The following is a 25,949-nucleotide window of genomic DNA, read 5'->3' on the forward strand; positions in this document are numbered from 1 at the left end:
GCTCTCTTAACTGAAGACGGCTTACGATTTACAGTTGAGTTGCGGCGTTTCCGCCCCGTAGTCATTGATGGTTCGATACGTTACGCTGCTATTTTTGGCCCCCTTTGGCAGAGAAAATTGGTATTTATCAAAGGGGGAAATCATTTGATTTTTAACTACTTTTCCACCTATTTTCAGGTCTGTCAGGGTAATGAAATAAGGTGTTGGGTTACTGACCGTAACCATGTCAGCTGACGAAGTGCAACTCAGTTTCGCCGGAGCCTCGCCTAAGGGATACGCTAAACCTTTTGGTCGCCAGAAAAGTTTGATGACGCTTTGTGTGGCAATCTTCAGGGTATTTCCCTCTTCCCGCTTCGTTGTTGAAGGGACTGCCCGTACGCTAGTGAAGAAAAGGGTTTCTCTGTCTTTCGCCAACGGCGCACCAATGTACATAATGCGTAACAGATTCTCATTAGCCGGATTCAGCACAAATAGCGGTGGTGTAATAATAAAATCTGCTGATTTTTTATTATCTGGGGTCATCACCCATGACTGAATAAGATAAGGAACATCCGGACTGGTGTTACGTACACCCAGTGAAATTTGCTCTTCACCTTCTGAATAAACAAGACGTGTTGCTGCAAGTCCAATCCCGCCTTTACCTGCCGCCCATGCGGATGAGCAGCTGAGTAATATTGCCGTTAAACTTACGGTCACAATTCCCTTTGTTATGCAAGTTTTCATAAATAGTCACTCTTAAAAAATATGAATATCCCCTCCAGAACACTAGAGGGGTACTAATTAATAAAACAATTAATGAGTTCTATTAATAATAGTTAATATGGAAATTTGTTACCGCATTCACATTACCAGAAGTCGCTTTCCCCGTAGCGATATAATCAACTTTAAAGGTCACTGTTTGCTCAGCAGAATCCGCTAACTGAATATTCGACGTTTCGGTACCGGGAGTTACCGATGTAGAACCATCTGGCAGATACATTTGTAGAGCAACATTCGTCGCTGCATCGGTGGTAGCCTGGTTGGCAAATGCTGTAGGTTGCACGCCGTCAGCCGTACCACTAAAGGTAAACGTCGCATTTTTAGTTACAGTAACATCACAGCCTTCTAAGGCAATTGGTACATCAGTTTTAACGCCAGAGACTGCTCCATTAGTTTGCAACTTGGTGGCGCTGACATTTGGCAATGTGACTACTGAATCTTTCGTCGCAGCTACCAGGGTACAAGCTGGAGCAATAACTTTACCATTAAATGTTACTTTGCCATCCGTGATAGCATTATCATCAGCTGCCATAACGCTGGACGTTGCACATACCACAGTTATAAACGCCGTCAATACACTTTTTTTCATCGTCATCATCCTGATCTCTTCGTAAATATGATAATGCCTTTAAATGACATTAGACTTAATAATAACAATAATTGACCGCCATTTAAATCAAGCATACTAAATCCAATAAGTGACAAATCTTTAATTTATAGATTTCATGAATATTTAAATATTAACTGAACGAGTAATTCATTGATTCAACATCTAATGACTATCCAACAAATAAATATGCGTGATATATAAAGCCCTTTCTTTAGTTTATTTTCAGAAAAAGATACACAAAATTTATATTTGGCATTTTCTTGTCTCTCCGACAGACTGACCGAATTGTTATCAATGTTAACAAAAAAAGAACAATTGGTTATAAGGAGAGAGTATGCGTGTCATCACCCTGGCGGGTAGTCCTCGCTTTCCTTCTCGCTCCAGCTCCTTGCTGGAATATGCGCGGGAAAAACTAAATGGCCTCGATGTAGAGGTTTATCACTGGAATCTGCAAAACTTCGCCCCGGAAGATCTGCTTTATGCTCGTTTCGATAGTCCGGCACTCAAGACCTTCACCGAACAGCTGCAACAGGCTGATGGACTGATAGTCGCTACACCTGTGTATAAAGCCGCCTATTCCGGCGCGCTGAAAACCCTGCTCGACCTGCTGCCAGAGCGCGCTTTGCAAGGCAAAGTGGTGCTACCGCTGGCGACGGGCGGTACCGTGGCCCATCTGCTGGCGGTCGATTATGCCCTTAAACCAGTTTTAAGCGCACTGAAAGCTCAGGAGATCCTGCACGGCGTGTTTGCCGATGACTCACAAGTAATTGATTACCATCACAGACCCCAGTTCACGCCAAATCTGCAAACCCGTCTTGATACCGCGCTAGAAACTTTCTGGCAGGCATTGCACCGCCGCGATGTTCAGGTTCCTGACCTTCTGTCTCTGCGAGGTAATGCCCATGCGTAACATCATTAAACTGGCGCTGGTGGGATTGCTTAGCGTCTCTACGATTGCGGTTGCTGCAGAATCCTCGCCTGAAGCGTTACGTATAGGCTATCAGAAAGGCAGTATTGGTATGGTACTGGCAAAAAGCCACCAGTTACTGGAAAAACGCTATCCGCAATCAAAAATCTCCTGGGTGGAGTTCCCCGCGGGTCCGCAAATGTTGGAAGCGTTAAACGTTGGCAGTATTGATCTCGGCAGTACCGGGGATATTCCGCCAATCTTTGCCCAGGCTGCCGGGGCTGATTTGGTATATGTGGGCGTCGAGCCACCGAAGCCCAAAGCCGAAGTGATTCTGGTGGCAGAAAACAGCCCGATCAAAACCGTAGCCGATCTTAAAGGTCACAAAGTTGCCTTTCAGAAAGGTTCCAGTTCACACAACCTTTTACTGCGTGCACTGCGTCAGGCCGGACTTAAGTTTACCGATATCCAACCCACTTACCTGACGCCCGCTGATGCCCGCGCCGCGTTCCAGCAAGGTAACGTTGACGCCTGGGCTATCTGGGATCCCTACTACTCTGCTGCATTATTACAGGGCGGCGTGCGGGTGCTGAAAGACGGCACCGATCTCAATCAAACTGGATCGTTTTATCTGGCAGCTCGTCCCTATGCAGAAAAAAACGGCGCTTTTATTCAGGGCGTACTCGCAACCTTTAGTGAGGCCGATGCGTTAACCCGCAGCCAGCGCGAGCAAAGCATCGCTTTACTGGCAAAAACGATGGGCTTACCGGCACCGGTGATTGCCTCTTACTTAGATCATCGCCCTCCTACCACCATCAAACCGGTTAACGCCGAGGTTGCCGCCTTACAGCAGCAAACGGCAGATCTGTTTTATGAAAATCGTCTGGTGCCGAAAAAAGTCGATATTCGCCAGCGCATCTGGCAGCCCACTCAACTGGAAGGAAAACAATTATGAGTCTGAATATGTTCTGGTTTTTACCGACCCATGGTGACGGGCATTATCTTGGAACGGAAGAAGGTTCACGCCCGGTTGATCACGGCTATCTGCAACAAATTGCGCAAGCGGCGGATCGTCTGGGCTATACCGGTGTGCTGATCCCAACGGGGCGATCGTGTGAAGATGCGTGGCTGGTGGCGGCGTCGATGATCCCGGTGACGCAGCGGCTGAAGTTTCTTGTCGCCCTGCGCCCCAGCGTAACCTCACCTACCGTTGCCGCTCGCCAGGCCGCCACGCTTGACCGTCTCTCAAATGGTCGTGCGTTGTTTAATCTGGTCACAGGCAGCGATCCACAAGAGCTGGCAGGCGACGGCGTGTTCCTTGATCATAGCGAGCGCTACGAAGCCTCGGCGGAATTTACCCAGGTCTGGCGGCGCTTATTGCTGGGGGAAACCGTCAATTTCAACGGTAAACATATTCATGTGCGCGGAGCAAAACTGCTCTTCCCGCCGATTCAACAGCCTTATCCTCCGCTTTACTTTGGCGGATCGTCAGACGTCGCCCAGGAGCTGGCGGCAGAACAAGTTGATCTCTACCTCACCTGGGGCGAACCGCCAGAACTAGTAAAAGAGAAGATCGAACAAGTGCGGGCGAAAGCTGCCGCGCATGGACGCAAAATTCGTTTCGGTATTCGTCTGCATGTGATTGTTCGTGAAACTAACGACGAAGCGTGGCAGGCCGCCGAGCGGTTAATCTCGCATCTTGATGATGAAACTATCGCCAAAGCACAGGCCGCATTCGCCCGGACGGATTCCGTAGGACAACAGCGAATGGCGGCGTTACATAACGGCAAGCGCGACAATCTGGAGATCAGCCCCAATTTATGGGCGGGCGTTGGCTTAGTGCGCGGCGGTGCCGGAACGGCGCTGGTGGGCGATGGTCCTACGGTCGCTGCGCGAATCAACGAATACGCCGCGCTTGGCATCGACAGCTTTGTGCTTTCGGGCTATCCGCATCTGGAAGAAGCGTATCGGGTCGGCGAGTTGCTGTTCCCACATCTGGATGTCGCCATTCCGGAAATTCCCCAGCCGCAGCCGCTGAATCCGCAAGGCGAAGCGGTGGCGAATGATTTTATCCCCCGTAAAGTCGCGCAAAGCTAAGGAAGAAATAATGGCAACGCCAGTGAAGAAGTGGTTATTGCGCGTTGCCCCCTGGTTTTTACCGGTGGGCATCGTGGCGGTGTGGCAACTGGCCTCCTCAGTTGGCTGGCTGTCGACGCGTATTTTGCCCTCACCGGAAGGGGTGGTGACGGCGTTCTGGACGCTCTCCGCCAGCGGCGAACTGTGGCAGCATCTGGCGATCAGTTCCTGGCGGGCGCTGATTGGCTTTTCAATTGGCGGATCGCTGGGGTTGATTTTGGGACTGATTAGCGGGCTATCTCGCTGGGGAGAACGGCTGCTGGATACCTCAATTCAGATGTTGCGCAACGTACCGCATCTGGCGCTGATCCCGCTGGTGATTTTGTGGTTTGGCATTGATGAATCCGCAAAAATCTTTCTGGTGGCGCTCGGCACGCTATTCCCCATTTATATCAACACCTGGCATGGCATCCGTAATATCGATCGCGGTCTGGTGGAAATGGCGCGTAGCTATGGATTATCCGGCATACCGCTGTTTATCCATGTGATCCTGCCTGGTGCCCTGCCCTCAATTATGGTCGGCGTGCGTTTTGCGTTGGGCCTGATGTGGCTGACGCTGATTGTTGCCGAAACCATTTCTGCCAATTCAGGCATTGGTTATCTGGCGATGAATGCGCGGGAGTTTTTGCAAACGGACGTGGTGGTAGTCGCTATTATTCTTTACGCCCTGCTCGGCAAACTTGCTGACGTCAGCGCGCAGCTGTTAGAGCGCCTCTGGTTGCGCTGGAACCCGGCTTATCATTTGAAGGAGGCCACGGTATGAATACTGCTCGTCTGAACCAGGGCACACCATTGTTGCTCAATGCAGTAAGCAAACATTACGCGGAAAATATCGTCCTGAACCAACTGGATTTACATATTCCGGCAGGTCAGTTTGTGGCGGTGGTGGGCCGCAGCGGTGGTGGCAAAAGTACCCTGCTGCGCCTGCTGGCCGGGCTGGAAACGCCAACCGCAGGCGATGTGTTGGCAGGCACCACACCGCTGGCTGAAATTCAGGAAGACACGCGAATGATGTTTCAGGATGCGCGTCTGCTACCGTGGAAATCGGTGATTGATAACGTTGGGTTAGGCCTTAAAGGCCAGTGGCGCGATGCCGCGCGTCGGGCGTTGGCTGCGGTAGGACTGGAGAATCGCGCCGGGGAATGGCCTGCCGCACTTTCAGGCGGGCAGAAACAGCGAGTGGCGCTGGCAAGAGCGTTGATTCATCGACCGGGTTTATTGTTGCTTGATGAACCGCTCGGGGCACTGGACGCCTTAACGCGACTCGAGATGCAGGATTTGATTGTGTCACTTTGGCAGGAGCACGGCTTTACCGTACTGTTGGTGACGCATGATGTGAGCGAAGCGGTAGCAATGGCTGACCGGGTGTTGTTAATTGAAGAGGGAAAAATTGGTCTGGATTTGACAGTGGATATCCCCCGTCCGCGTCGATTAGGGTCGGTGCGATTAGCGGAGCTGGAAGCGGAAGTATTGCAACGGGTAATGCGGCGTGGGCATTCTGAACAACTGATTCGGCGTCATGGTTAATATGCCGGATGTGGCGCACAAAACCAGCATTTTCAACGGACTAGTAGGCCTGATAAGACACGTCAAGCATCGCATCAGGCAGTTGGGCACGGCTGCCGGATGCGGCGTGAACGCCTTATCCAGCCTACAAAACCAGCAATTTCAACGGAGTTGTAGGCCTGATAAGACGCGTCAAGCGTCGCATCAGGCATTTTGGCTCAAAAGTATCAAGCCAGTGCTTTGGTGATCTTCTCGTACAGATCGCCAGAGAGATTTTCCAGCCCTTTCAACTGTTCCAGCGCCGCGCGCATTTTCTCCTGACGTTTGGCATCATAACGTTTCAGGCGAATCAGCGGTTCAATCAGACGTGAAGCTACCTGCGGGTTACGGCTGTTGAGGTCGGTAAGCATTTCCACCAGGAACTGGTAACCGCTGCCATCTTCGGCATGGAACGCTGCCGGGTTGCTGCCCGCAAACGCACCAATCAACGAACGAATACGGTTCGGGTTGCTCATGGTAAATGAGCGATGCTGCAACAGACCACGCACCGTCTCCAGCACATTCGCCGCCGGGCTGGTGGCTTGCAGGATAAACCATTTATCCATCACCAGACCGTCCTGATGCCACTTATCGTCGTACTCCTGCATCAGCGCGTCACGGCAAGGCAGCTGTGCAGCAACCGCCGCAGAAAGCGCTGCCAGCGCATCGGTCATATTGTTTGCTTCATGGTATTGCTTGCTCACCAGCACGTCAGCCAGATGCGTTTCACCAAAAGCAAGGAAGCGCAGGCAGGCATTACGCAGAGTGCGTTTTGCAATATCTTCATGCTCAACACGGTACTCGCTCTGGTAATTCGCGTTGTAAATAGCCAGCAGCTCATCCGCCAGTTCAGTCGCCAGAGTACGAGTGAGTGCTTCGCGTACTTCGGCAATAGCAATCGGGTCGATGATATCGAACAGTTCAGCCATTTCATTGACAGAAGGCAGCGTCAGGATTTCTGCCGCCAGCGCCGGATCAATCTTCTCATCGAGCAGCACCGCGCGGAAAGCGTCAGCCACATGTACCGGCAGAGACAGCGGCTGCCCTTGCTGATGACGGGCGACGTTCAGCTTGATGTAGGTTGCCAGCAAACTTTGCGCCGCATCCCAACGGGAGAAATCATTACGCGCATGACGCATCAGGAAGGTCAGTTGCTGATCGCTCCACTTATATTCCAGTTTCACTGGCGCAGAGAATTCGCACAGCAGCGCAGGCACCGGCTGGAAGTAGACATTATCAAAAACAAAGGTCTGTTCCGCCTGGGTGACGTTCAGCACGGAATTCACCGGATGACCGCCTTTCTGCAACGGGATCACTTTGCCTTCGTTGTCATACAATTCGATGGCAAATGGAATATGCAGCGGCTGTTTTTCTGCCTGATCCGGCGTGGCTGGCGTGCGCTGGCTGATGGTCAGGGTGTACTGCTCGGTTTCCGGATTGTAGTCGTCTTTGACGGTCACAATCGGCGTGCCGGACTGGCTGTACCAACGGCGGAAATGGGAGAGATCGACATTCGACGCATCTTCCATCGCCTGCACAAAGTCGTCGCAGGTTGCCGCGCTGCCATCATGGCGCTCGAAATAGAGTTGCATCCCTTTCTGGAAGTTTTCTTCGCCCAGCAGGGTGTGGATCATGCGAATCACTTCCGCGCCCTTCTCGTAAACGGTCAGGGTGTAGAAGTTGTTCATCTCAATGACCATATCCGGGCGGATCGGGTGCGCCATCGGGCTGGCGTCTTCCGCAAACTGCAATCCGCGCATGGTGCGCACATTATTGATACGGTTTACCGCGCGGGAACCAAGGTCAGAGCTGAATTCCTGATCGCGGAAGACGGTTAAACCTTCTTTCAGGCTGAGCTGGAACCAGTCGCGGCAGGTCACTCGGTTACCGGTCCAGTTATGGAAATATTCATGGCCGATAACGCGTTCAATATCGAGATAATCTTTGTCGGTGGCGGTGTCGGTGCGGGCCAACACATATTTGGAGTTAAAGATATTCAGCCCCTTATTCTCCATTGCGCCCATATTGAAGAAATCCACCGCGACGATCATATAGATGTCGAGGTCATACTCCAGGCCAAAGCGTTCTTCATCCCATTTCATGGAGTTTTTCAGCGAGGTCATCGCCCACGGCGCGCGATCAAGGTTGCCGCGATCGACGTACAGCTCCAGTGCTACTTCGCGACCAGAACGCGTGGTAAAGGTATCGCGCAGTACATCAAAGTCGCCTGCCACCAGCGCAAACAGGTAGCACGGTTTCGGGAACGGGTCCTGCCACTGTACCCAATGGCGTCCGTTTTCGAGTTCGCCTTGCGCAACGCGGTTACCATTGGAAAGCAGGAAGGGATATTTGATTTTATCGGCAATAATTTTGGTGGTAAAACGCGCCAGCACGTCCGGGCGGTCGAGATAATACGTAATATGGCGGAAACCTTCGGCTTCACACTGGGTGCAAAGCGCATCGCCTGACTGATAAAGCCCTTCCAGCGCCGTATTCGCCGCCGGGCTTATTTCATTAATGATCTTAAGCGTAAAACGCTCCGGCAAATTACTGATGACCAGTGCGCCCTCTTCTTCTTTCCAGGCGGTCCACGGCTCATCATTAATATGAACAGAAACCAGTTTGAGGTCTTCGCCGTTGAGACGAAGCGGAGCATCTGATGCACCATGACGGACAGCCTGGCTGACCGCGGTAACGACCGTCTTTTGCGCGTCGAGGTCAAAGGTCAAGTCAATATCAGTAATCTGGTAATCCGGCGCACGATAATCGTGACGGTATTTGGCTTGTGGCTGTTGAGTCATAAATAACCTTTAGCATCTTTTATAGAGTCTGGTGTTCAGTCTATTCCTGTTGCGTAAATCGCGCTATGCAGAATCTTCATCTTTTCAGGTACAAACGCCTTTATTGCTACATTTTTATAACATACACCGCGTAATGCCATCGACCAGAAAGGTGGCATATGATGTGATCGGGGTTCAATAAATTGCGAAACAAGGTATACTCCAGCAGTTCCTGAAGATGTTTATTGTACTAAACGCTCCTGTACGAGGACGCTACTGCGCACCTATGACACAATTCGCTTCTCCTGTTCTGCACTCGTTGCTGGATACAGATGCTTATAAGTTGCATATGCAGCAAGCCGTGTTTCATCACTATTACGATGTGCATGTCGCGGCGGAGTTTCGTTGCCGAGGTGACGATCTGCTGGGTATTTATGCCGATGCTATTCGTGAACAGATTCAGGCGATGCAGCACCTGCGCCTGCAGGATGATGAATATCAGTGGCTCTCTGCTCTGCCTTTCTTTAAGGCCGACTATCTTAACTGGTTACGCGAGTTCCGCTTTAACCCGGAACAAGTCACCGTATCCAACGATAATGGCAAGCTGGATATTCGTTTAAGCGGCCCGTGGCGTGAAGTCATCCTCTGGGAAGTTCCTTTGCTGGCGGTTATCAGTGAAATGGTACATCGCTATCGCTCACCGCAGGCCGACGTTGCGCAAGCCCTCGACACGCTGGAAAGTAAATTAGTCGACTTCTCGGCGTTAACCGCCGGCCTTGATATGTCGCGCTTCCATCTTATGGATTTTGGCACCCGTCGCCGTTTTTCTCGCGAAGTACAAGAAACCATCGTTAAGCGTCTGCAACAGGAATCCTGGTTCGTGGGCACCAGCAACTACGATCTGGCGCGTCGGCTTTCCCTCACGCCGATGGGAACACAGGCACACGAATGGTTCCAGGCACATCAGCAAATCAGCCCGGATCTAGCCAACAGCCAGCGAGCTGCACTTGCTGCCTGGCTGGAAGAATATCCCGACCAACTTGGCATTGCATTAACCGACTGCATCACTATGGATGCTTTCCTGCGTGATTTCGGTGTCGAGTTCGCCAGTCGCTATCAGGGCCTGCGTCATGACTCTGGCGACCCGGTTGAATGGGGTGAAAAAGCCATTGCACATTATGAAAAGCTGGGAATTGATCCACAGAGTAAAACTCTGGTTTTCTCTGACAATCTGGATTTACGCAAAGCGGTTGAGCTATACCGCCACTTCTCTTCCCGCGTGCAATTAAGTTTTGGTATTGGGACTCGCCTGACCTGCGATATCCCCCAGGTAAAACCCCTGAATATTGTGATTAAGTTGGTTGAGTGTAACGGTAAACCGGTGGCGAAACTTTCTGACAGCCCTGGCAAAACTATCTGCCACGATAAAGCGTTTGTTCGGGCGCTGCGCAAAGCGTTCGACCTTCCGCATATTAAAAAAGCCAGTTAATATCATCAGGGAGCTAATCGGCTCCCTTTTTTTACCTTTAATTCCGAAATCTTTCGCTGCATTTGCGAATTCTGCTTGTCTGATTGCAGATGCCAGGTAACATAGGTATCCCCCCATTTACGGGTGGACAAGTGTTTATTTTTTCCGACTATTAACAGAGAGAATATTATGAGCGTTGTGCCTGTAGCCGACGTACTCCAGGGCCGCGTAGCCGTTGACAGCGAAGTCACCGTACGCGGATGGGTACGTACCCGCCGAGATTCAAAAGCTGGCATCTCCTTCCTCGCCGTTTATGACGGTTCCTGCTTTGATCCTGTACAGGCTGTCATCAATAATTCTCTGCCCAATTACAATGAAGACGTCCTGCGTCTGACCACCGGCTGCTCGGTCATTGTGACGGGTAAAGTCGTGGCGTCGCCGGGCCAGGGGCAACAATTTGAAATTCAGGCCAGCAAAGTTGAAGTTGCTGGTTGGGTTGAAGATCCAGACACTTACCCGATGGCGGCAAAACGCCACAGCATTGAGTATCTGCGTGAAGTCGCTCACCTGCGTCCGCGCACAAACCTGATTGGTGCCGTCGCGCGCGTTCGCCATACGCTGGCGCAGGCGCTGCATCGCTTCTTTAACGAGCAGGGATTCTTCTGGGTTTCAACGCCACTGATTACCGCATCTGATACCGAAGGTGCAGGCGAAATGTTCCGCGTTTCTACGCTGGATCTGGAAAACCTGCCGCGTAACGATCAGGGCAAAGTGGATTTCGACAAAGACTTCTTTGGTAAAGAGTCTTTCCTGACCGTATCTGGCCAGTTGAACGGCGAAACCTACGCTTGCGCATTATCCAAAATTTATACCTTCGGCCCGACTTTCCGTGCTGAAAACTCCAACACCAGCCGTCACCTGGCGGAATTCTGGATGCTGGAGCCGGAAGTGGCGTTTGCTAACCTGAACGATATCGCGGGTCTGGCTGAAGCCATGCTGAAATATGTCTTCAAAGCGGTTCTCGAAGAACGCGCAGACGACATGAAATTCTTCGCTGAACGCGTAGATAAAGATGCCGTTTCACGTCTGGAACGCTTCATTGAGGCCGATTTCGCGCAGGTGGATTACACCGACGCAGTGACCATTCTCGAAAACTGCGGCAGGAAGTTTGAAAACCCGGTTTACTGGGGCGTCGATCTCTCTTCTGAGCATGAGCGTTATCTGGCGGAAGAACACTTTAAAGCACCGGTAGTGGTTAAAAACTATCCGAAAGATATTAAAGCGTTCTATATGCGCCTCAACGAAGACGGTAAAACCGTTGCGGCTATGGACGTTCTGGCTCCGGGCATCGGTGAGATCATTGGTGGCTCCCAGCGTGAAGAACGTCTGGACGTTCTGGACGAGCGTATGCTGGAAATGGGCCTGAATAAAGAAGATTACTGGTGGTATCGCGATCTGCGTCGCTACGGTACTGTTCCGCATTCAGGTTTCGGTCTTGGTTTTGAACGCCTGATTGCTTACGTAACTGGCGTGCAAAACGTGCGTGATGTGATTCCGTTCCCACGTACTCCGCGCAACGCCAGCTTCTGATTTTCTTCCTCAAAGAGCCAGCGCCTGCTGGCTCTTTTTTATCCTTTCTGTCAAGTTATCTGTTTGTTAAGTCAAGCAATCTATTTGCAACCCCGCCATAACGATCATCCTGTTACGGAATATTACATTGCAACATTTACGCACAAAAAATAACCCGCATTCTTATTGCGGATTAGTTTTTTCTTAGCTGATAGCACAATTTTCATACTATTTTTTGGCATTCTGGATGTCTGAAAGAGGATTTTGTGCCAGGTCGATAAAGTTTCCATCAGAAACAAAATTTCCGTTTAGTTAATTTAAATATAAGTAAATCATATAAATAGATAAAAATTGCTGTAAATATCATCACGTTTCTATGGAAATATGACGGTGTTCACAAAGTTCCTTAATTTTTACTTTTGGTTACATATTTTTTCTTTTTGAAACTAAATCTTTATCTTTGTAGCACTTTCACGGTAGCGAAACGTTAGTTTGAATGGAAAGATGCCTGCAGACACATAAAGACACCAAACTCTCATCAATAGTTCCGTAAATTTTTATTGACAGAACTTATTGACGGCAGTGGCAGGTGTCATAAAAAAAACCATGAGGGTAATAAATAATGATGAAGCGCAATATTCTGGCAGTGATCGTCCCTGCTCTGTTAGTAGCAGGTACTGCAAACGCTGCAGAAATCTATAACAAAGATGGCAACAAAGTAGATCTGTACGGTAAAGCTGTTGGTCTGCATTATTTTTCCAAGGGTAACGGTGAAAACAGTTACGGTGGCAATGGCGACATGACCTATGCCCGTCTTGGTTTTAAAGGGGAAACTCAAATCAATTCCGATCTGACCGGTTATGGTCAGTGGGAATATAACTTCCAGGGTAACAACTCTGAAGGCGCTGACGCTCAAACTGGTAACAAAACGCGTCTGGCATTCGCGGGTCTTAAATACGCTGACGTTGGTTCTTTCGATTACGGCCGTAACTACGGTGTGGTTTATGATGCACTGGGTTACACCGATATGCTGCCAGAATTTGGTGGTGATACTGCATACAGCGATGACTTCTTCGTTGGTCGTGTTGGCGGCGTTGCTACCTATCGTAACTCCAACTTCTTTGGTCTGGTTGATGGCCTGAACTTCGCTGTTCAGTACCTGGGTAAAAACGAGCGTGACACTGCACGCCGTTCTAACGGCGACGGTGTTGGCGGTTCTATCAGCTACGAATACGAAGGCTTTGGTATCGTTGGTGCTTATGGTGCAGCTGACCGTACCAACCTGCAAGAAGCTCAACCTCTTGGCAACGGTAAAAAAGCTGAACAGTGGGCTACTGGTCTGAAGTACGACGCGAACAACATCTACCTGGCAGCGAACTACGGTGAAACCCGTAACGCTACGCCGATCACTAATAAATTTACAAACACCAGCGGCTTCGCCAACAAAACGCAAGACGTTCTGTTAGTTGCGCAATACCAGTTCGATTTCGGTCTGCGTCCGTCCATCGCTTACACCAAATCTAAAGCGAAAGACGTAGAAGGTATCGGTGATGTTGATCTGGTGAACTACTTTGAAGTGGGCGCAACCTACTACTTCAACAAAAACATGTCCACCTATGTTGACTACATCATCAACCAGATCGATTCTGACAACAAACTGGGCGTAGGTTCTGACGACACCGTTGCTGTGGGTATCGTTTACCAGTTCTAATAGCACACCTCTTTGTTAAATGCCGAAAAAACAGGACTTTGGTCCTGTTTTTTTTATGCCTTCCAGAGCAATCTCACGTCTTGCAAAAACAGCCTGCGTTTTCATCAGTAATAGTTGGAATTTTGTAAATCTCCCGTTACCCTGATAGCGGACTTCCCTTCTGTAACCATAATGGAACCTCGTCATGTTTGAGAACATTACCGCCGCTCCTGCCGACCCGATTCTGGGCCTGGCCGATCTGTTTCGTGCCGATGAACGTCCCGGCAAAATTAACCTCGGGATTGGTGTCTATAAAGATGAGACGGGCAAAACCCCGGTATTGACCAGCGTGAAAAAGGCTGAACAGTATCTGCTCGAAAATGAAACCACCAAAAATTACCTCGGCATTGACGGCATCCCTGAATTTGGTCGCTGCACTCAGGAACTGCTGTTTGGTAAAGGTAGCGCCCTGATCAATGACAAACGTGCTCGCACGGCACAGACTCCGGGGGGCACTGGCGCACTACGCGTAGCTGCCGATTTCCTGGCAAAAAATACCAGCGTTAAGCGAGTGTGGGTGAGCAACCCAAGCTGGCCGAACCATAAGAGCGTCTTTAACTCTGCAGGTCTGGAAGTTCGTGAATACGCTTATTATGATGCAGAAAACCACACCCTTGACTTCGATGCACTGATTAACAGCCTGAACGAAGCTCAGGCTGGCGACGTAGTGCTGTTCCATGGCTGCTGCCATAACCCAACCGGTATCGACCCTACGCTGGAACAATGGCAGACACTGGCACAACTCTCAGTTGAGAAAGGCTGGTTACCGCTGTTTGACTTCGCTTACCAGGGTTTTGCCCGTGGTCTGGAAGAAGATGCTGAAGGACTGCGCGCTTTCGCGGCTATGCATAAAGAGCTGATTGTTGCCAGTTCCTACTCTAAAAACTTTGGCCTGTACAACGAGCGTGTTGGCGCTTGTACTCTGGTTGCTGCCGACAGTGAAACCGTTGATCGCGCATTCAGCCAAATGAAAGCGGCGATTCGCGCTAACTACTCTAACCCACCAGCACACGGCGCTTCTGTTGTTGCCACCATCCTGAGCAACGATGCGTTACGTGCGATTTGGGAACAAGAGCTGACTGATATGCGCCAGCGTATTCAGCGTATGCGTCAGTTGTTCGTCAATACGCTGCAGGAAAAAGGCGCAAACCGCGACTTCAGCTTTATCATCAAACAGAACGGCATGTTCTCCTTCAGTGGCCTGACAAAAGAACAAGTGCTGCGTCTGCGCGAAGAGTTTGGCGTATATGCGGTTGCTTCTGGTCGCGTAAATGTGGCCGGGATGACACCAGATAACATGGCTCCGCTGTGCGAAGCGATTGTGGCAGTGCTGTAAGCATTAAAAACAATGAAGCCCGCTGAAAAGCGGGCTGAGACTGATGACAAACGCAACATTGCCTGATGCGCTACGCTTATCAGGCCTACGCGTCCCCTGCAATATTTTGAATTTGCACGATTTTGTAGGCCGGATAAGGCGCTCGTGCCGCATCCGGCATAAACAAAGCGCACTTTGCCAGAAATCCAGGCCCGCATTAAAAGCGGGCTTTTTTATGTGCCTTACCAGACGGGCATTTCGTCTTGCAGGAAGGGATTATGCAGGCGTTCATAACCAAGTGTGGATAATGGTCCGTGACCCGGAATAAATGTCACGTCATCCCCCAGTGGCAGCAATTTATCTTTGATTGAAGAAATCAGTTGATTATGATCGCCACGCGGGAAGTCACTGCGCCCTACTCCGCCTTTGAAAATAACATCGCCAGAAATCAGCAGCTTTGCCCGATCATCAAAAAACACGACATGACCCGGCGTATGCCCAGGGCAATGTAACACCTGTAAAGTCACATTCCCTATGCTGATGGTATCGCCTTCGTTCAGCCAACGATCTGGCGTCAGCGGCTGGCACTCTTCCAGACCAAACATACGACTTTGCGCAGGCAAGCCTTGCAGCCAGAACTCATCTTCTTTTTCCGGGCCAAAAACCGGCACGCCGTAATGTTGCGCCAGTTCCGCCGCTGCGCCAACGTGGTCCAGATGACCATGCGTCAGCAGGATCTGCATCAGTGTCAGGCCGCTGTCATCAACTTCCTGTTTGATTTTTTCCGCATCGCCGCCAGGATCGACCAGTGCGGCCAGACGGGTTTGTTCACACCAGATTAATGAACAGTTCTGGGAGAATGCGGTGACCGGAATAATACGATAGTTCATACTGCCCCTGTTTCGTTAAGCAATTACTACCAGTGCCGTGCTGGCCCGGTATCAATATGCACAAAGTTACTACGTGGATAATATCCTACACCACCTGCGCGCATAGATAACGCGGCTTTGCGAATATTGCTTAACGCGATACCTTCAATATGGAAATCCATCGCCTGGCCTTTAGTGTGATAGCTTTTCTTCGCTACTCCACGGCTGCGGGCGCGTAGTTCATTGTTGGTATCAATAGAACGATAACCGGAAATGAGTTGCACCGGTTTGCGCGTGCCTAACAACCCTTGCAGGCGATACAACTGGTCGAATAATCCTGGGTCGATGGACTTTATTTTGTTCGCGCGGTAATCGCGGAAAAAATGGTTAAGTTTTGCCAATTCTTCCTGAATATAGCCTCTGCCATCGAAAAACTCCGCTTTGATTGACTCTCCGGTATGAAGATTATTGAGTGTCAAAATGCGCGGGCGTGGGGTAGAGAGTGTTGCAAACGCAGGGGTCGGCAGGATGGCGGCACCGAGTGCAACGCCACCAAGCGCCAGCAATTTGCGGCGATTAGCGTCGAATTTGTCCATGATAATCAAGTCTACAGGTCAATGTTATCGTTTATATGCACTTCTGGCGCACAAGAGGCACCTTAACCGCCCGTAAAGCAGACGTCAAGATGACTCAACCCCAGCAGTGACGGGGGCTGCAGAGAATCGCCCCCAATCATGCTAATTATTACGACAACTGATTTCCCCGAACTACTTCATTTACCTGATTAATTGTTCCGCTTTCGATACGATTTGCGAGCTGGATCGCGCAGGCAGATCATAATTGTAAATATCTGTACGATATTGGGTACGACCATCTGCACCAACAAAGGCCGTCAGGTAGTAGAGATTCACCGGAATCGACTGCCGAATATTGACGTAACGTGTATCACCCTGCTTCAGCGCATCAGAAATACGTTTGTCATTCCAGCCTGCATCCTGCAACAGCATATTCGCCAGATCGGAAGCTTTATTCACTCGTACACAGCCTGAGCTCAATGCGCGTGTATCACGCTTGAACAGATTGTGGTTCGGCGTGTCATGCAAATAAATGGCCTCTGAACTCGGCATATTGAATTTATAGCGCCCCAGCGAGTTCCGTGGGCCTGGAGCCTGCTGGAAGCGGAACGGTAAATTCGAGGCCGTGATTGTAGACCAGTCAACCTGCCAAGGGTCAATCGCTTCTCTGCTGTTCCAGCCGCGCATCACCGTATAGCCATGGCTTTCGAGATATCCCGGATCGTTGCGCACTTTTGGCAGAATATCTTTGCGTGCCAGAGTTGGAGGTACGTTCCACGGCGGGTTTACCACTACGTTGTTAAGGGCACTGCTCATCATCGGCGTTTTGCGATCGGGGCGACCGACAATGACTCGCGAATCCAGCACCTGATTGCCGTTCTGATAGTAGACCAGCGAATAGGCCGGAATGTTAACCATGATCCCGGTAGAAAGCTCTGTTGGCAGCAAGCGCAATCGCTGGATGTTGAGAGCCAACACGCCAGCACGCTGGGCGGGCGTTACGTTTAACCAGTCACGTGTTGCCGGGCCAATAGCACCATCTGCCCCCAATCCTTGCCATGCCTGAAAACGTTTAACGGCTTCCACCAGTTCATTATCGTAGGCGGCGCGAACGGCAGGCGCAGGTTTACTACGAGATGTCGTTTGCTTGTCCATCGGCTTAGTTTCTGCTGTTTCAACAGTAACAGCGGATGGGCTGACTACCGCGTCAGTTGGCGTGTCATCGCCAGGTAGAGTAATTTTCGGCCCCCCGTCCAACATGCCTGTGCGTTGCAATATTTCGCGCAACGCCGGTACGTCGTTACTCCACTGCCCTGGGCGCAACGTTGCTTTGCCGGTCAGTTGGGGCCACGGTTTGGTGTCACTGAGTAAGGCCAGTAACGATTCATGCATCGCCGCATATTGCGGATGCTGCGGTGCCAGTCCAGCAACAAACGTAGGCAATTGACCTTTATCCAGCGCCAGCTGCCATTGGTTAATCACCGAGAGCGGCGGCGTTGCAAGTGCATAAGGTTTACTGCTATATAGCCAGCGAGTGCCTTTGACCGGAATATTTGCAATGAAATGGAGATAGCCCATCATCGCATCAGAGAGCACTACGTCGCGTGCCATCCCGTTAACACCAGGATCGGTCAGTAACTCTACCCATTTATTAAACTGCGGCTGGAAACCGGCAATCGCCACCTCTGCCAGCTGTTGCTGGAAGGCTTTAACAGCATCACGGTTTTCCCACATGGGTTGCATATCGCGTGCGGCATACAACAGTTGAAGCTGGTTAAGATAAACCGGCTTGTAACCTGCGGGTAATTGAGATTCGATTTGCGTGCGGGCTTTTTCTGCCGCACCTTCAGGCAATGGCTGGATCCCCGCCATTATTGCCGTGGCTTGCGCCTGCGGCAGTGCCTCGCCCTGTTCACTGACAGCCACCGGGCTGTCGCCAGGGATTACTTCAGACTCATCGGCCTGCGCATTGAACAGTGGAGCGAATGTTACGGCCAGGCACAAACTGATTGCCGACAGCCGACGACCACACATCATATTAAGCAACATCCCTTGCCCCCTGTTTTTATCATACTCTGAATAGCCAGGCTGTTATTTTACGACTTGCCTGTACAACGCCAATACTCACGAAAGTATGACGAGCAAGCCTGTTACTCATCAGGCTTATCTTCAGTATATAAACGCCGATACGTTTTTACATAACCTAATGTAAAGAAGTTTAAAGAAAAGCGCGCCGTAATGTGCCACTTTTTTAGTGCAGAAACGGAGTTTTCGGAAAAAGAAAAGGCGGCATTGCTGCCGCCTTAATTTTAACTCGCCTGAGAAGGCGCTTCGTCACTTCCTGGAAGCGTTTCAGGGAGTTGCGGCGCAAATCCTCGCAGGCCGACGACGTGAACGTGTTCGGTATTCTGGAAGACTTTACGCACCAGTTTATAGGTGGTGCCTTTCTCCGGGCTGATATTTTCCGGCGCTGCGATGATGAGCTGCATTTGCAAACGTTCACACAATTCAAACAGCGTGGCGATAGAACGAGCATCCAGTCGCGCTGCTTCATCGAGGAACAGCAGGCGGCAAGGAGAGATATCTTTACCGCGCAGGCGGCGAGATTCATCTTCCCAGCTTTGTACCACCATCACCAGAATCGACATACCGGTACCAATCGCCTCACCGGTCGACAATGCACCAGACTCTGCGCGCAACCAGCCATCGGAACCACGGTTAACCTCAACTTCCATTTCCAGATAGTTGCGGTAATCCAGCAGTTCTTCGCCAATGGTCTGCGGCGTGCGCTGCCCCATATCAATCTGCGGATTAAGACGCTGATACAATTTCGCCAGCGCTTCCGAGAAGGTCAGACGGTTGCTGTTAAACAGATCCTGATGCTGCTCGTGCTGTTCAGAGAGCACATCCAGCAGCATGGCGTGCGTTTCACGCACGTTCACGTTCAGACGTACGCTGTTCACCTGACCAAACGATACGTTCTGCAACCCCTGGTTGAGCATACGGATACGGTTCTGCTCGCGCTGAATGGTTTTGCGAATGATGTTCGCCACGCTGCGGGAACTGATCGCCAGTTTCTGTTCGCGGGAGGTTAACTCCTCGGTCAGTCGGCTAAGTTCGATTTCCATCTGCTCGATGGCTTCCACCGGATCATCGGTACGAATAATATCCTGACGAATACGTTCACGCAGATGCTGATAAACCGCCACGAAGAACTGAATTTTACGTTCCGGACGTTTTGGATCTTCCGACATGCGCAGCACGTCGCGCAGATGTTCGTTATCCGCCACCGCCAGACGCAGCGCACCCAATGCCTTATCCGACATAGAGCGCAAATCATCAGCGGAGAGATAAGCCAGCTCGCGACGGTGTAAGCGCCGTTCAACGCCGTTATCTTTCACCATGCGCATCACTGCACACCAGCCCGCTTTGGCGGTCACTACCTGCTCGCGCATCTCAAAGTAATCCCGCTCCAGCTTGCGCAGTTTGCGGGTCAGATTGTCCATCTCCGCTTCGCAGAAAGTCAGTGCTTTTTCCAGCTGGTTGCGGCGGGACCGGTTATTACTCAGTTGCGCATGCAGCTCGTCACGGCGAATTCGCGCCCGCTCTTCTGCCCCGCTATCGGCGCGCACGCCGATATCCTGCAATTCACGTTGCAGATCGTTGAGTAGCTCTTTTTTGGTGTCGTAAGAACTTTTCAGCGAAGCCAGCACCTGGTTGTACTGACTCAACTGCGCTGCGTGACCACGCAACGCTTCACGAGCGCGAGTACGCTCCGCTTCCGCCTGTTCCAGACGTTCACGCAGCTTTTCGTTGAGATCGCTATTACCGCTCAGCATTTCTGCCGAGTCAGAATAGCTAAAGTGCGCACGACGCTGCACCACTTCCGTCAGGGCAAACGCCTGCTGACGGGCATCGCGCTGCATCTGCTGAGAGTACGCGTAATCTTCTTTTAGCTGTTCGAACTGTTCCGGGTCGCTCTGCAATACCGAAACGATCGGTTCCAGTTTCGCCAGTTGATTGCCAAACTGCTGAACAAAACGCGCGGCTTCCTGGGCTTCATCCAGACGTTCGCGGATTTCATCGACGCGATCCGCCAGGCTGTCATCAGCCAACAGGTTGAGACGCGGCAGAATGCGGTTCAGCGCCGTAACGCCTTCTTTCGCCTGCTCAAACTGAATACGCTGCTGCTGGTTATCATTTTCATGATTACTCAACGCCCGCTCCAGTTCGACGCGACGGCTGTTCAGTTGACGGATTTCTGCTTCCGGGTCAGACTCAAACGCAACCGCCAGATGACTGCCGATAAAGCGGCTGAACGCCTGATGCAGACGCTGAGTTTTCTGTACATCAAAGGAGAGCGTGGCGAAGCGTTCGGAAAGCACTTCACGCTCGGCATGGAGGCTTTCAATACGGCTTTCACGCGCAGCACGACCAAACAGCGGCACTTCCGGGAAACGTGAATAACGCCACTGACGATCGGCGATTTTCACCACTACCGCTTTTTCCAGCTCATCAACGCTGAACACGCTGTCATCGAATGACTGCGGATCTCCTTCGATCAGATAGAGATCTTCCGGGCAATCGGTCAAGCCTTCCAGGTGTTCAGTTACCTGTGACAGATCTGGCACCACGATGGCGTGGCGTGACGGGCCATACAGCGCTGAGAAGTACGGCGCATCTTCCAGGCTAACGTCGTCATAAATTTCTGACAGCAGCACGCCGCCAAAACGCTCCGCCAGCGCGTTCAGACGCTGATCTTCAGAGCCGCCAGGCTGGCTTAAACGTTCGATCTCTTCATCGACAGCGTTTTTGCGCGCGCCCACTTCATCGCGTTCAACAATCGCCTCTCGCTCACGCTCCAGCAACTGTTGCAGATATTCGGTGACGTCCTGGCTGGAGGTAAACTCTTCACCGCACTGCTCGCTCAACTGGTTGAGACTGTTTTGCGCTGCCAGCCAAACCGGCGCACGCTGCATCAAACTCTGAATGCGAGACTGCAGCTGTTCCTGTTCCTGGCTCAGTGCCATGCGCTCTTCACGGGCGTTAGACACGCTATCGGAAAGAGAGGCAATGCGCGCTTCCAGCTCCTGATGCAGAGCTTCCAGTTCATCAATATCAAAATTCTTGCCCTGACGTTTGCAGAAGTCTGCCAGCAGGCGTTCGGCTTCTTGCTGCTCGCGCAGACGCTGTTCCAGTTCACTTAAGCGCATCCGCAACGGTTGAACCTGCTCTGCCAGGTGACGCTGATCGACCCCTTCGCGCAATAGTTCGCGAGCGACATCCCACGCCTCGTTACGCGCCAGCGGGCCGTTGATTGCCACCACCAGCTGATAAGCCTGCTCAAACTGGCTGTGCGCGGTTTGCGCCATGCTCATTTTCTGCTCAAGAGAGAGCATTTTTTCAGTCGCTTCCAGCTCTTTCGCCTGGAAGGTTTCCAGCCATTCGGCGGCGCTGTCGGCGGTTAAGTCCGGCAGATGGCACAGTTCTTTGGCGCGATTAAGCGCAGCAATCGCCTGGTTATACTGGATCGCGCGCGTTTGCTGGACGTCCAGCGCCTGCTGGTAGTCAGCAAGCTGGCTTTTCAGCTCGTCCACTTCCAGTTCGGCAGCTTCCGCGCGAGCCTCGTTCTCTTCCTGGCGTTCGATGGCTTCTGCCACCACTTCGTTTTGCTCTTCCAGACGGATCTGCAGCTCATCGAGATCCGCTTCGTAGCGTTCGATCTTCTCCTGCTGACGCAGTGCGGTTTGCACCAGGTTCAGGTGATCGCTGGCCGCCTGATAATCCGCTTCCAGATCGCCTTCGGCACCGTTGTGCTCTGCCAGCTCACGCGCCATATCGACGTGTTTGTACTGCTCAGCCGCCAGTTGCTGACGCGAAGTATGTAACTCGCGACGAAACTCCAGGGCTTTGTCGAGATGGACACGGCGCTCGTTGGCGTGACGCATGTAGTCCGCCGCCACGTAGTTGGTAGCTTCGCTGATCAGATGCTTAAACAGGTCACGGTCCGACTGGGTGACACGAATCGCTTCCAGCGTCATACGGTTTTCACGCAGCGCCGCTTCCATGTCCTGGAACGCTTTACGCACGCCGCTGTTTTCCGGCAACAGGTAGTCGCGCAGAGAACGGGTAATGGCACTGGAGATCCCGCCATACAGCGAAGCTTCGATCAGACGATAGAATTTGCTACGGTCAGATGCGGAGCGCAGACGACGCGCGATGATGCCCAGATCGAACATCAGCGAGTGGTAATCAGTAATGGAGTTGAACTGTTTAAACTGCACGCCTTCCATCGCCTCGAGCTTGTCTTTCAGCTCGTTAAGCGGCAGCACGCGCGCCTGGCGTTCGTTCAGGGTTTCGGTCACCAGCTGTGTCGGCTGCACCGACATCGGCAGTCCCTGAATGGCAAACGGCTTGATATCCACTTTACGATCGCGTCCGGCAACCTGTTGCAGACGCACACCGACCACCACGCGCTGGTGGCGCGAGTTAATGGTGTCGAGCATCGAATAACAGACACCCGCTTTCAGCTTACCGTGCAGACCTTTATCGCGCGAACCGCTGGTGGCCCCGGCTTCCGTAGTGTTACGGAAATGCAGCAGGGTCAGGTCGGGGATCAGCGCCGTAACGAACGCCGCCATGGTGGTGGATTTACCCGCCCCGTTACCGCCAGAAAGCGTCGTGACCAGCTCGTCAAGGTCAAAAGTTCGGGCAAAAAAGCCGTTCCAGTTAATCAGCGTCAGTGAGCGAAATTTACCGCGTTCAATCATTATTCTTCCTCTCCGCTATCTGGCTGATTCTCTTCGGTTTCATCGTTGAGTTGCAGATGATTTTCAATCGGCATTGCTTCGCCATCACGAATCAGGCGACGCTGTGCTTCACGGGGATCGTCGCCAGCACGCACATCGGCTCCGAAGCGGAACACCGATTCGGTAATGCGAAACTTGCTGCTGTCGTGGCCCATAAACCACACCATGCCTAAACGACGCAGACGGTTGAGCGAAGAACGTACTTTCTCCTGCAACTTCTGACGGTCAACGTCTGAACCGGTTGAACGGTTGTTCACCAGTTTCAGCAGTTTTGCTTCATCGGCCAGGGTGAGCAGTTCGTCGTACAGTTCCTGCTGGGTGAAAATCCCCTCATTCGCCAGCCGTTCCGGGCTGAGATAGAGATAACAGAGGATTTTCCCGACCATCATATCCAGTTCCGACAAGACGGAACGAGGGATCAGCGTGGTGGAACGTGGGCGTAAATAGAAGAACCCTTCTGGTGCGCGAATAAGCTCAACGTTATAACGCGCGTAAAACTCTTCCAGATATTCCTGAAAATCCATCAGGAATGCATGATTATCCAGTTCGTCGAGGCCAATATGGCGGCCTGAACGTAAGGCGCTGTCCAGCGCCGGAAATAACGGATTCGCCAGCGCCTGCGCCAGCTTAACCGGCATCACTTGTTCAATATTTGTCGATGACATGCGCCTGTACCTTGGCTCCGTAATCATTAATCGGCTGCCATTTCGCTGGCAGTCCGGTGAAATCTGCTTGCGCTACGCCAAGACGTACCGCCTGATCAATAACAATGCGCGCAACGTCAAAGTGACGTGCACGCGGATACTGTGACAGATATTCGCGTACCACCAGACCAAGATCCAGCGGCACTTGTCTGGTTTTGTACACGGCAAGTTGTTCTTCGATGATCGCCGCCAGCTGTTCGCGGATCTCGTTAAACTCTTCGTATTCCAGATCCTCAGGAAGTTCCCCAGTCACTTCTTCATCGCGCAGTGCCATCTCTTCGTCACGCATATCCAGCAGACGATCGGCATTGGCATAAGTTAGCGCCCACGGCTCATCAAAATAGGTTTGTACCGACTGACGTAACCGCTGAGCAAAGACGCGGTTTTTATCCATATCGATCGCGGTACGAATAAATTTGTGTACGTGGCGGTCGTAGCCAATCCACAAGTCGATGGATTGCTGGCCCCAACTGATAATACGATCGAGTTTGCTCTGCAGATCGAACACCAGACGATCGACGAAATGCAGATCGTCATGGGTCATCGTCGCATCCTGAATGCGCAACAGATTAGCCTGCAATTTGTCGCCTGCCGCTTCCAGCGTATCCTGCAATTCACGCAGCGTTCCGGAAGTTTCCGAAAGCAACAATTCACAGCTGGAAATCGCCGCCCGCCAGTCTTTGTTCAGCAACTGGGCGATATCGTCCTTCACCTGCTGCTGCTGTTCGTCCATCAGACGTTGCGTCAGGTCGATACTGTCGAAAATTTCTGCTACCGAATATTTCAGTGGCGCATAGACATTACGGTGCCAGTGAAATTCATCACCGCCCTCTTCGGCGGCATCTGCTGCGCGTTTGAGCTCACCCGCCACAATCGACAACTGCATAGAAAGACGCAGCGTAGAAAACTCGCGCTGACGGATGTAGTAGTCAGTAATGCCGATGCCGAGCGGCGTCAGACGGTAAATTGCGTTCCCTTCCGCCTGCTCGCTGGTAAAGCGGTTCAGCAGACGTTGACGCACCATGTCGTTGATCGCGTTGTTGGCGCGCACGCCGATGGTTTCGCTGGTTTGCTCAAACGCATCACTCACATGGCGGAATGCATCCACCAGCTCGCCTTCACTCATCTCACCATCCAGACGCTCGCCGTTCAGCGTGGCAACCGCCAGCAGAAAAGAGAGTCGGTCTACCGGCAGCGAGATGGAGAAGTCATTTTTTCTGGCCCAGGCAACCAGTTCGGGGACTGTCTGGGAAAATTCACTCATACTTTATCCTTGCTCTGCGGTTTGCGCGCGGTGACATGAATATAACGCCCCAGGGTAATATACGGTTCCTGACGGCAATAACGCGTTTCTAATTCAAGTAATGCTTCATAGCAGTCGCGCTGCTGGTGCTTCTCGCGCAGATAATCATGAAACACGCGAACGCCTGTCTTACCCATAATTTGCCAACCAGCTTCTTCCAGCCACAGATAAACCTGCGCCGGGTCGCGTGGATAATCTGGCGAAAGCGTCCGTTTTTTCTTTTTCGGCATTCCCGCCTGCACGTAATCAAAATTCCCGGCGACCATGTTATGCATCAACAAACCATGCGCATTGTAGAACATTAACGACAACACGCCGCCTGGACGCAACACTGACCACAGGGTCTGCAATACACTGCGGGGATCGGCCACCCACTCGAGCACCGCATGGAACAATATCAGATCAACGGGCGTTTCCAAATGCGAAGCAACATCCTGAGCGGCGCAATGTATAAATTGCATGTTGTCGCTCACACCTTTTGCTTCTGCCGCCTGTTTTGCGCGGTCGATCATCTGCGCAGAAAGATCGCATAAAATGACCTGATGCCCACGCTCGGCCATTTTGATTGCGGTCTGCCCTTCTCCACCGCCAGCATCCAGCACACGCAGTTTTTGCGGGCCCATTTCCGCCAGCACGTGATCGAGATCCTGCCACAGAATAGCCTGTCGAAGCTGCCCTTTGGTGGTGCCGTAAATGTTACGGGAAAACTTTTCCGCAATATCATCAAAATTGCGATCCTGCATTGCTTTCTCCACCGGTTGGCTAAGACGTTTTCTGATAAAGACGCTATTTTGTCACAGCCACGGCGAGAATGAACCCGTCTGGTGTAATATCGCTGGCGATCCCTTGC

The 25,949-nt window shown here is 51.6% G+C and carries 19 protein-coding genes; 9 read left to right on the forward strand and 10 right to left on the reverse strand.

Going from position 1 to position 25,949, the window contains the following annotated elements; translation table 11 throughout:
• Window positions 1-21: 21 nt before the first annotated feature.
• Both FTE26_RS19630 and FTE26_RS19635 read right to left on the reverse strand, forming a co-directional pair.
• Window positions 22-723, reverse strand: a complete 702-nt coding sequence (locus FTE26_RS19630) for a fimbrial biogenesis chaperone (protein WP_001348396.1) — start codon at window positions 721-723, stop codon at window positions 22-24.
• A gap of 82 nt (window positions 724-805) precedes the next feature.
• Window positions 806-1,348, reverse strand: a complete 543-nt coding sequence (locus FTE26_RS19635) for a fimbrial protein (protein ID WP_000750284.1) — start codon at window positions 1,346-1,348, stop codon at window positions 806-808.
• Between the two features lie 355 nt (window positions 1,349-1,703).
• Between FTE26_RS19635 and ssuE the strand changes: the two genes are divergently transcribed.
• From ssuE to ssuB, 5 genes are read left to right on the forward strand one after another with little or no spacing between them, the layout of a single operon-like run.
• The gene (gene ssuE, locus FTE26_RS19640) at window positions 1,704-2,279 is read left to right on the forward strand and encodes an NADPH-dependent FMN reductase (protein ID WP_001263933.1); all 576 of its coding nucleotides are present in this window, start codon (window positions 1,704-1,706) and stop codon (window positions 2,277-2,279) included.
• On the forward strand, window positions 2,272-3,231 hold the full coding sequence (gene ssuA / locus FTE26_RS19645) for an aliphatic sulfonate ABC transporter substrate-binding protein SsuA (protein WP_001244342.1): 960 nt from the start codon (window positions 2,272-2,274) through the stop codon (window positions 3,229-3,231). Before ssuE ends, ssuA begins: the two co-directional genes overlap by 8 nt.
• A complete protein-coding gene (ssuD, locus tag FTE26_RS19650; RefSeq protein WP_000055996.1) occupies window positions 3,228-4,373 on the forward strand; it encodes an FMNH2-dependent alkanesulfonate monooxygenase in 1,146 nt (381 codons plus the stop codon). The genes ssuA and ssuD overlap by 4 nt, the downstream gene beginning before the upstream one ends.
• A gap of 10 nt (window positions 4,374-4,383) precedes the next feature.
• Entirely contained in the window at window positions 4,384-5,175 is a 792-nt protein-coding gene (gene ssuC, locus FTE26_RS19655; RefSeq protein ID WP_000235203.1) for an aliphatic sulfonate ABC transporter permease SsuC, read from the forward strand.
• Window positions 5,172-5,939: an aliphatic sulfonates ABC transporter ATP-binding protein gene (gene ssuB, locus FTE26_RS19660; protein ID WP_001090508.1), complete on the forward strand. Its 768-nt coding sequence runs from the start codon at window positions 5,172-5,174 to the stop codon at window positions 5,937-5,939. Before ssuC ends, ssuB begins: the two co-directional genes overlap by 4 nt.
• A 206-nt stretch (window positions 5,940-6,145) precedes the next feature.
• On the opposite strand, the gene pepN is transcribed toward ssuB, so the two are convergent.
• On the reverse strand, window positions 6,146-8,758 hold the full coding sequence (pepN, locus tag FTE26_RS19665) for an aminopeptidase N (RefSeq protein WP_000193844.1): 2,613 nt from the start codon (window positions 8,756-8,758) through the stop codon (window positions 6,146-6,148).
• Window positions 8,759-9,023: 265 nt separating this feature from the next.
• Here pepN and pncB point away from each other — a divergent pair, with 265 nt between their 5' ends.
• The 4 genes from pncB to aspC all read left to right on the forward strand — a co-directional run bounded on the left by pncB (window position 9,024) and on the right by aspC (window position 14,860).
• Complete coding sequence (gene pncB / locus FTE26_RS19670; RefSeq protein WP_001297200.1) at window positions 9,024-10,226, forward strand: nicotinate phosphoribosyltransferase; 1,203 nt, start codon at window positions 9,024-9,026, stop codon at window positions 10,224-10,226.
• Between the two features lie 168 nt (window positions 10,227-10,394).
• The gene (gene asnS / locus FTE26_RS19675; RefSeq protein ID WP_000117881.1) at window positions 10,395-11,795 is read left to right on the forward strand and encodes an asparagine--tRNA ligase; all 1,401 of its coding nucleotides are present in this window, start codon (window positions 10,395-10,397) and stop codon (window positions 11,793-11,795) included.
• A 601-nt stretch (window positions 11,796-12,396) separates the two neighbouring features.
• Window positions 12,397-13,485, forward strand: coding sequence for a porin OmpF (gene ompF, locus FTE26_RS19680; protein ID WP_000977920.1), 1,089 nt, complete (start codon window positions 12,397-12,399; stop codon window positions 13,483-13,485).
• 184 nt (window positions 13,486-13,669) lie between these two features.
• On the forward strand, window positions 13,670-14,860 hold the full coding sequence (gene aspC / locus FTE26_RS19685; RefSeq protein WP_000462687.1) for an aspartate transaminase: 1,191 nt from the start codon (window positions 13,670-13,672) through the stop codon (window positions 14,858-14,860).
• 221 nt (window positions 14,861-15,081) lie between these two features.
• Here the strand turns inward: aspC and gloC are convergent, their stop codons facing one another.
• From gloC to cmoM, 7 genes are all read right to left on the reverse strand, one after another.
• On the reverse strand, window positions 15,082-15,729 hold the full coding sequence (gene gloC, locus FTE26_RS19690; protein ID WP_001109487.1) for a hydroxyacylglutathione hydrolase GloC: 648 nt from the start codon (window positions 15,727-15,729) through the stop codon (window positions 15,082-15,084).
• 26 nt (window positions 15,730-15,755) lie between these two features.
• Window positions 15,756-16,304: a YcbK family protein gene (locus FTE26_RS19695; protein WP_001295932.1), complete on the reverse strand. Its 549-nt coding sequence runs from the start codon at window positions 16,302-16,304 to the stop codon at window positions 15,756-15,758.
• A gap of 180 nt (window positions 16,305-16,484) precedes the next feature.
• The gene (gene ldtD / locus FTE26_RS19700) at window positions 16,485-18,332 is read right to left on the reverse strand and encodes a L,D-transpeptidase (protein WP_000926031.1); all 1,848 of its coding nucleotides are present in this window, start codon (window positions 18,330-18,332) and stop codon (window positions 16,485-16,487) included.
• 260 nt (window positions 18,333-18,592) lie between these two features.
• Complete coding sequence (gene mukB, locus FTE26_RS19705) at window positions 18,593-23,053, reverse strand: chromosome partition protein MukB (RefSeq protein ID WP_272457589.1); 4,461 nt, start codon at window positions 23,051-23,053, stop codon at window positions 18,593-18,595.
• A complete protein-coding gene (mukE, locus tag FTE26_RS19710; RefSeq protein ID WP_001295347.1) occupies window positions 23,053-23,757 on the reverse strand; it encodes a chromosome partition protein MukE in 705 nt (234 codons plus the stop codon). The genes mukB and mukE overlap by 1 nt, the downstream gene beginning before the upstream one ends.
• On the reverse strand, window positions 23,738-25,060 hold the full coding sequence (gene mukF, locus FTE26_RS19715; protein ID WP_001288850.1) for a chromosome partition protein MukF: 1,323 nt from the start codon (window positions 25,058-25,060) through the stop codon (window positions 23,738-23,740). Before mukF ends, mukE begins: the two co-directional genes overlap by 20 nt.
• Window positions 25,057-25,842 carry a tRNA uridine 5-oxyacetic acid(34) methyltransferase CmoM gene (cmoM, locus tag FTE26_RS19720; protein WP_001297198.1) on the reverse strand — a complete coding sequence of 262 codons (786 nt, stop codon included), beginning with the start codon at window positions 25,840-25,842 and terminating at the stop codon, window positions 25,057-25,059. The genes mukF and cmoM overlap by 4 nt, the downstream gene beginning before the upstream one ends.
• Window positions 25,843-25,949 lie beyond the last annotated feature (107 nt).

It is taken from the genome of Escherichia sp. S10b, assembly GCF_028421345.1.
Classification (GTDB): Bacteria; Pseudomonadota; Gammaproteobacteria; order Enterobacterales; family Enterobacteriaceae; genus ECMA0423.

Bases quoted from the DNA above. Each gene is read 5' to 3' on its own strand.
- FTE26_RS19630 (WP_001348396.1), bottom strand. From the start codon at position 723: ATGAAAACTTGCATAACAAAGGGAATTGTGACCGTAAGTTTAACGGCA.
- FTE26_RS19635 (WP_000750284.1), bottom strand. From the start codon at position 1,348: ATGAAAAAAAGTGTATTGACGGCGTTTATAACTGTGGTATGTGCAACG.
- ssuE (WP_001263933.1), top strand. From the start codon at position 1,704: ATGCGTGTCATCACCCTGGCGGGTAGTCCTCGCTTTCCTTCTCGCTCC.
- ssuA (WP_001244342.1), top strand. From the start codon at position 2,272: ATGCGTAACATCATTAAACTGGCGCTGGTGGGATTGCTTAGCGTCTCT.
- ssuD (WP_000055996.1), top strand. From the start codon at position 3,228: ATGAGTCTGAATATGTTCTGGTTTTTACCGACCCATGGTGACGGGCAT.
- ssuC (WP_000235203.1), top strand. From the start codon at position 4,384: ATGGCAACGCCAGTGAAGAAGTGGTTATTGCGCGTTGCCCCCTGGTTT.
- ssuB (WP_001090508.1), top strand. From the start codon at position 5,172: ATGAATACTGCTCGTCTGAACCAGGGCACACCATTGTTGCTCAATGCA.
- pepN (WP_000193844.1), bottom strand. From the start codon at position 8,758: ATGACTCAACAGCCACAAGCCAAATACCGTCACGATTATCGTGCGCCG.
- pncB (WP_001297200.1), top strand. From the start codon at position 9,024: ATGACACAATTCGCTTCTCCTGTTCTGCACTCGTTGCTGGATACAGAT.
- asnS (WP_000117881.1), top strand. From the start codon at position 10,395: ATGAGCGTTGTGCCTGTAGCCGACGTACTCCAGGGCCGCGTAGCCGTT.
- ompF (WP_000977920.1), top strand. From the start codon at position 12,397: ATGATGAAGCGCAATATTCTGGCAGTGATCGTCCCTGCTCTGTTAGTA.
- aspC (WP_000462687.1), top strand. From the start codon at position 13,670: ATGTTTGAGAACATTACCGCCGCTCCTGCCGACCCGATTCTGGGCCTG.
- gloC (WP_001109487.1), bottom strand. From the start codon at position 15,729: ATGAACTATCGTATTATTCCGGTCACCGCATTCTCCCAGAACTGTTCA.
- FTE26_RS19695 (WP_001295932.1), bottom strand. From the start codon at position 16,304: ATGGACAAATTCGACGCTAATCGCCGCAAATTGCTGGCGCTTGGTGGC.
- ldtD (WP_000926031.1), bottom strand. From the start codon at position 18,332: ATGTTGCTTAATATGATGTGTGGTCGTCGGCTGTCGGCAATCAGTTTG.
- mukB (WP_272457589.1), bottom strand. From the start codon at position 23,053: ATGATTGAACGCGGTAAATTTCGCTCACTGACGCTGATTAACTGGAAC.
- mukE (WP_001295347.1), bottom strand. From the start codon at position 23,757: ATGTCATCGACAAATATTGAACAAGTGATGCCGGTTAAGCTGGCGCAG.
- mukF (WP_001288850.1), bottom strand. From the start codon at position 25,060: ATGAGTGAATTTTCCCAGACAGTCCCCGAACTGGTTGCCTGGGCCAGA.
- cmoM (WP_001297198.1), bottom strand. From the start codon at position 25,842: ATGCAGGATCGCAATTTTGATGATATTGCGGAAAAGTTTTCCCGTAAC.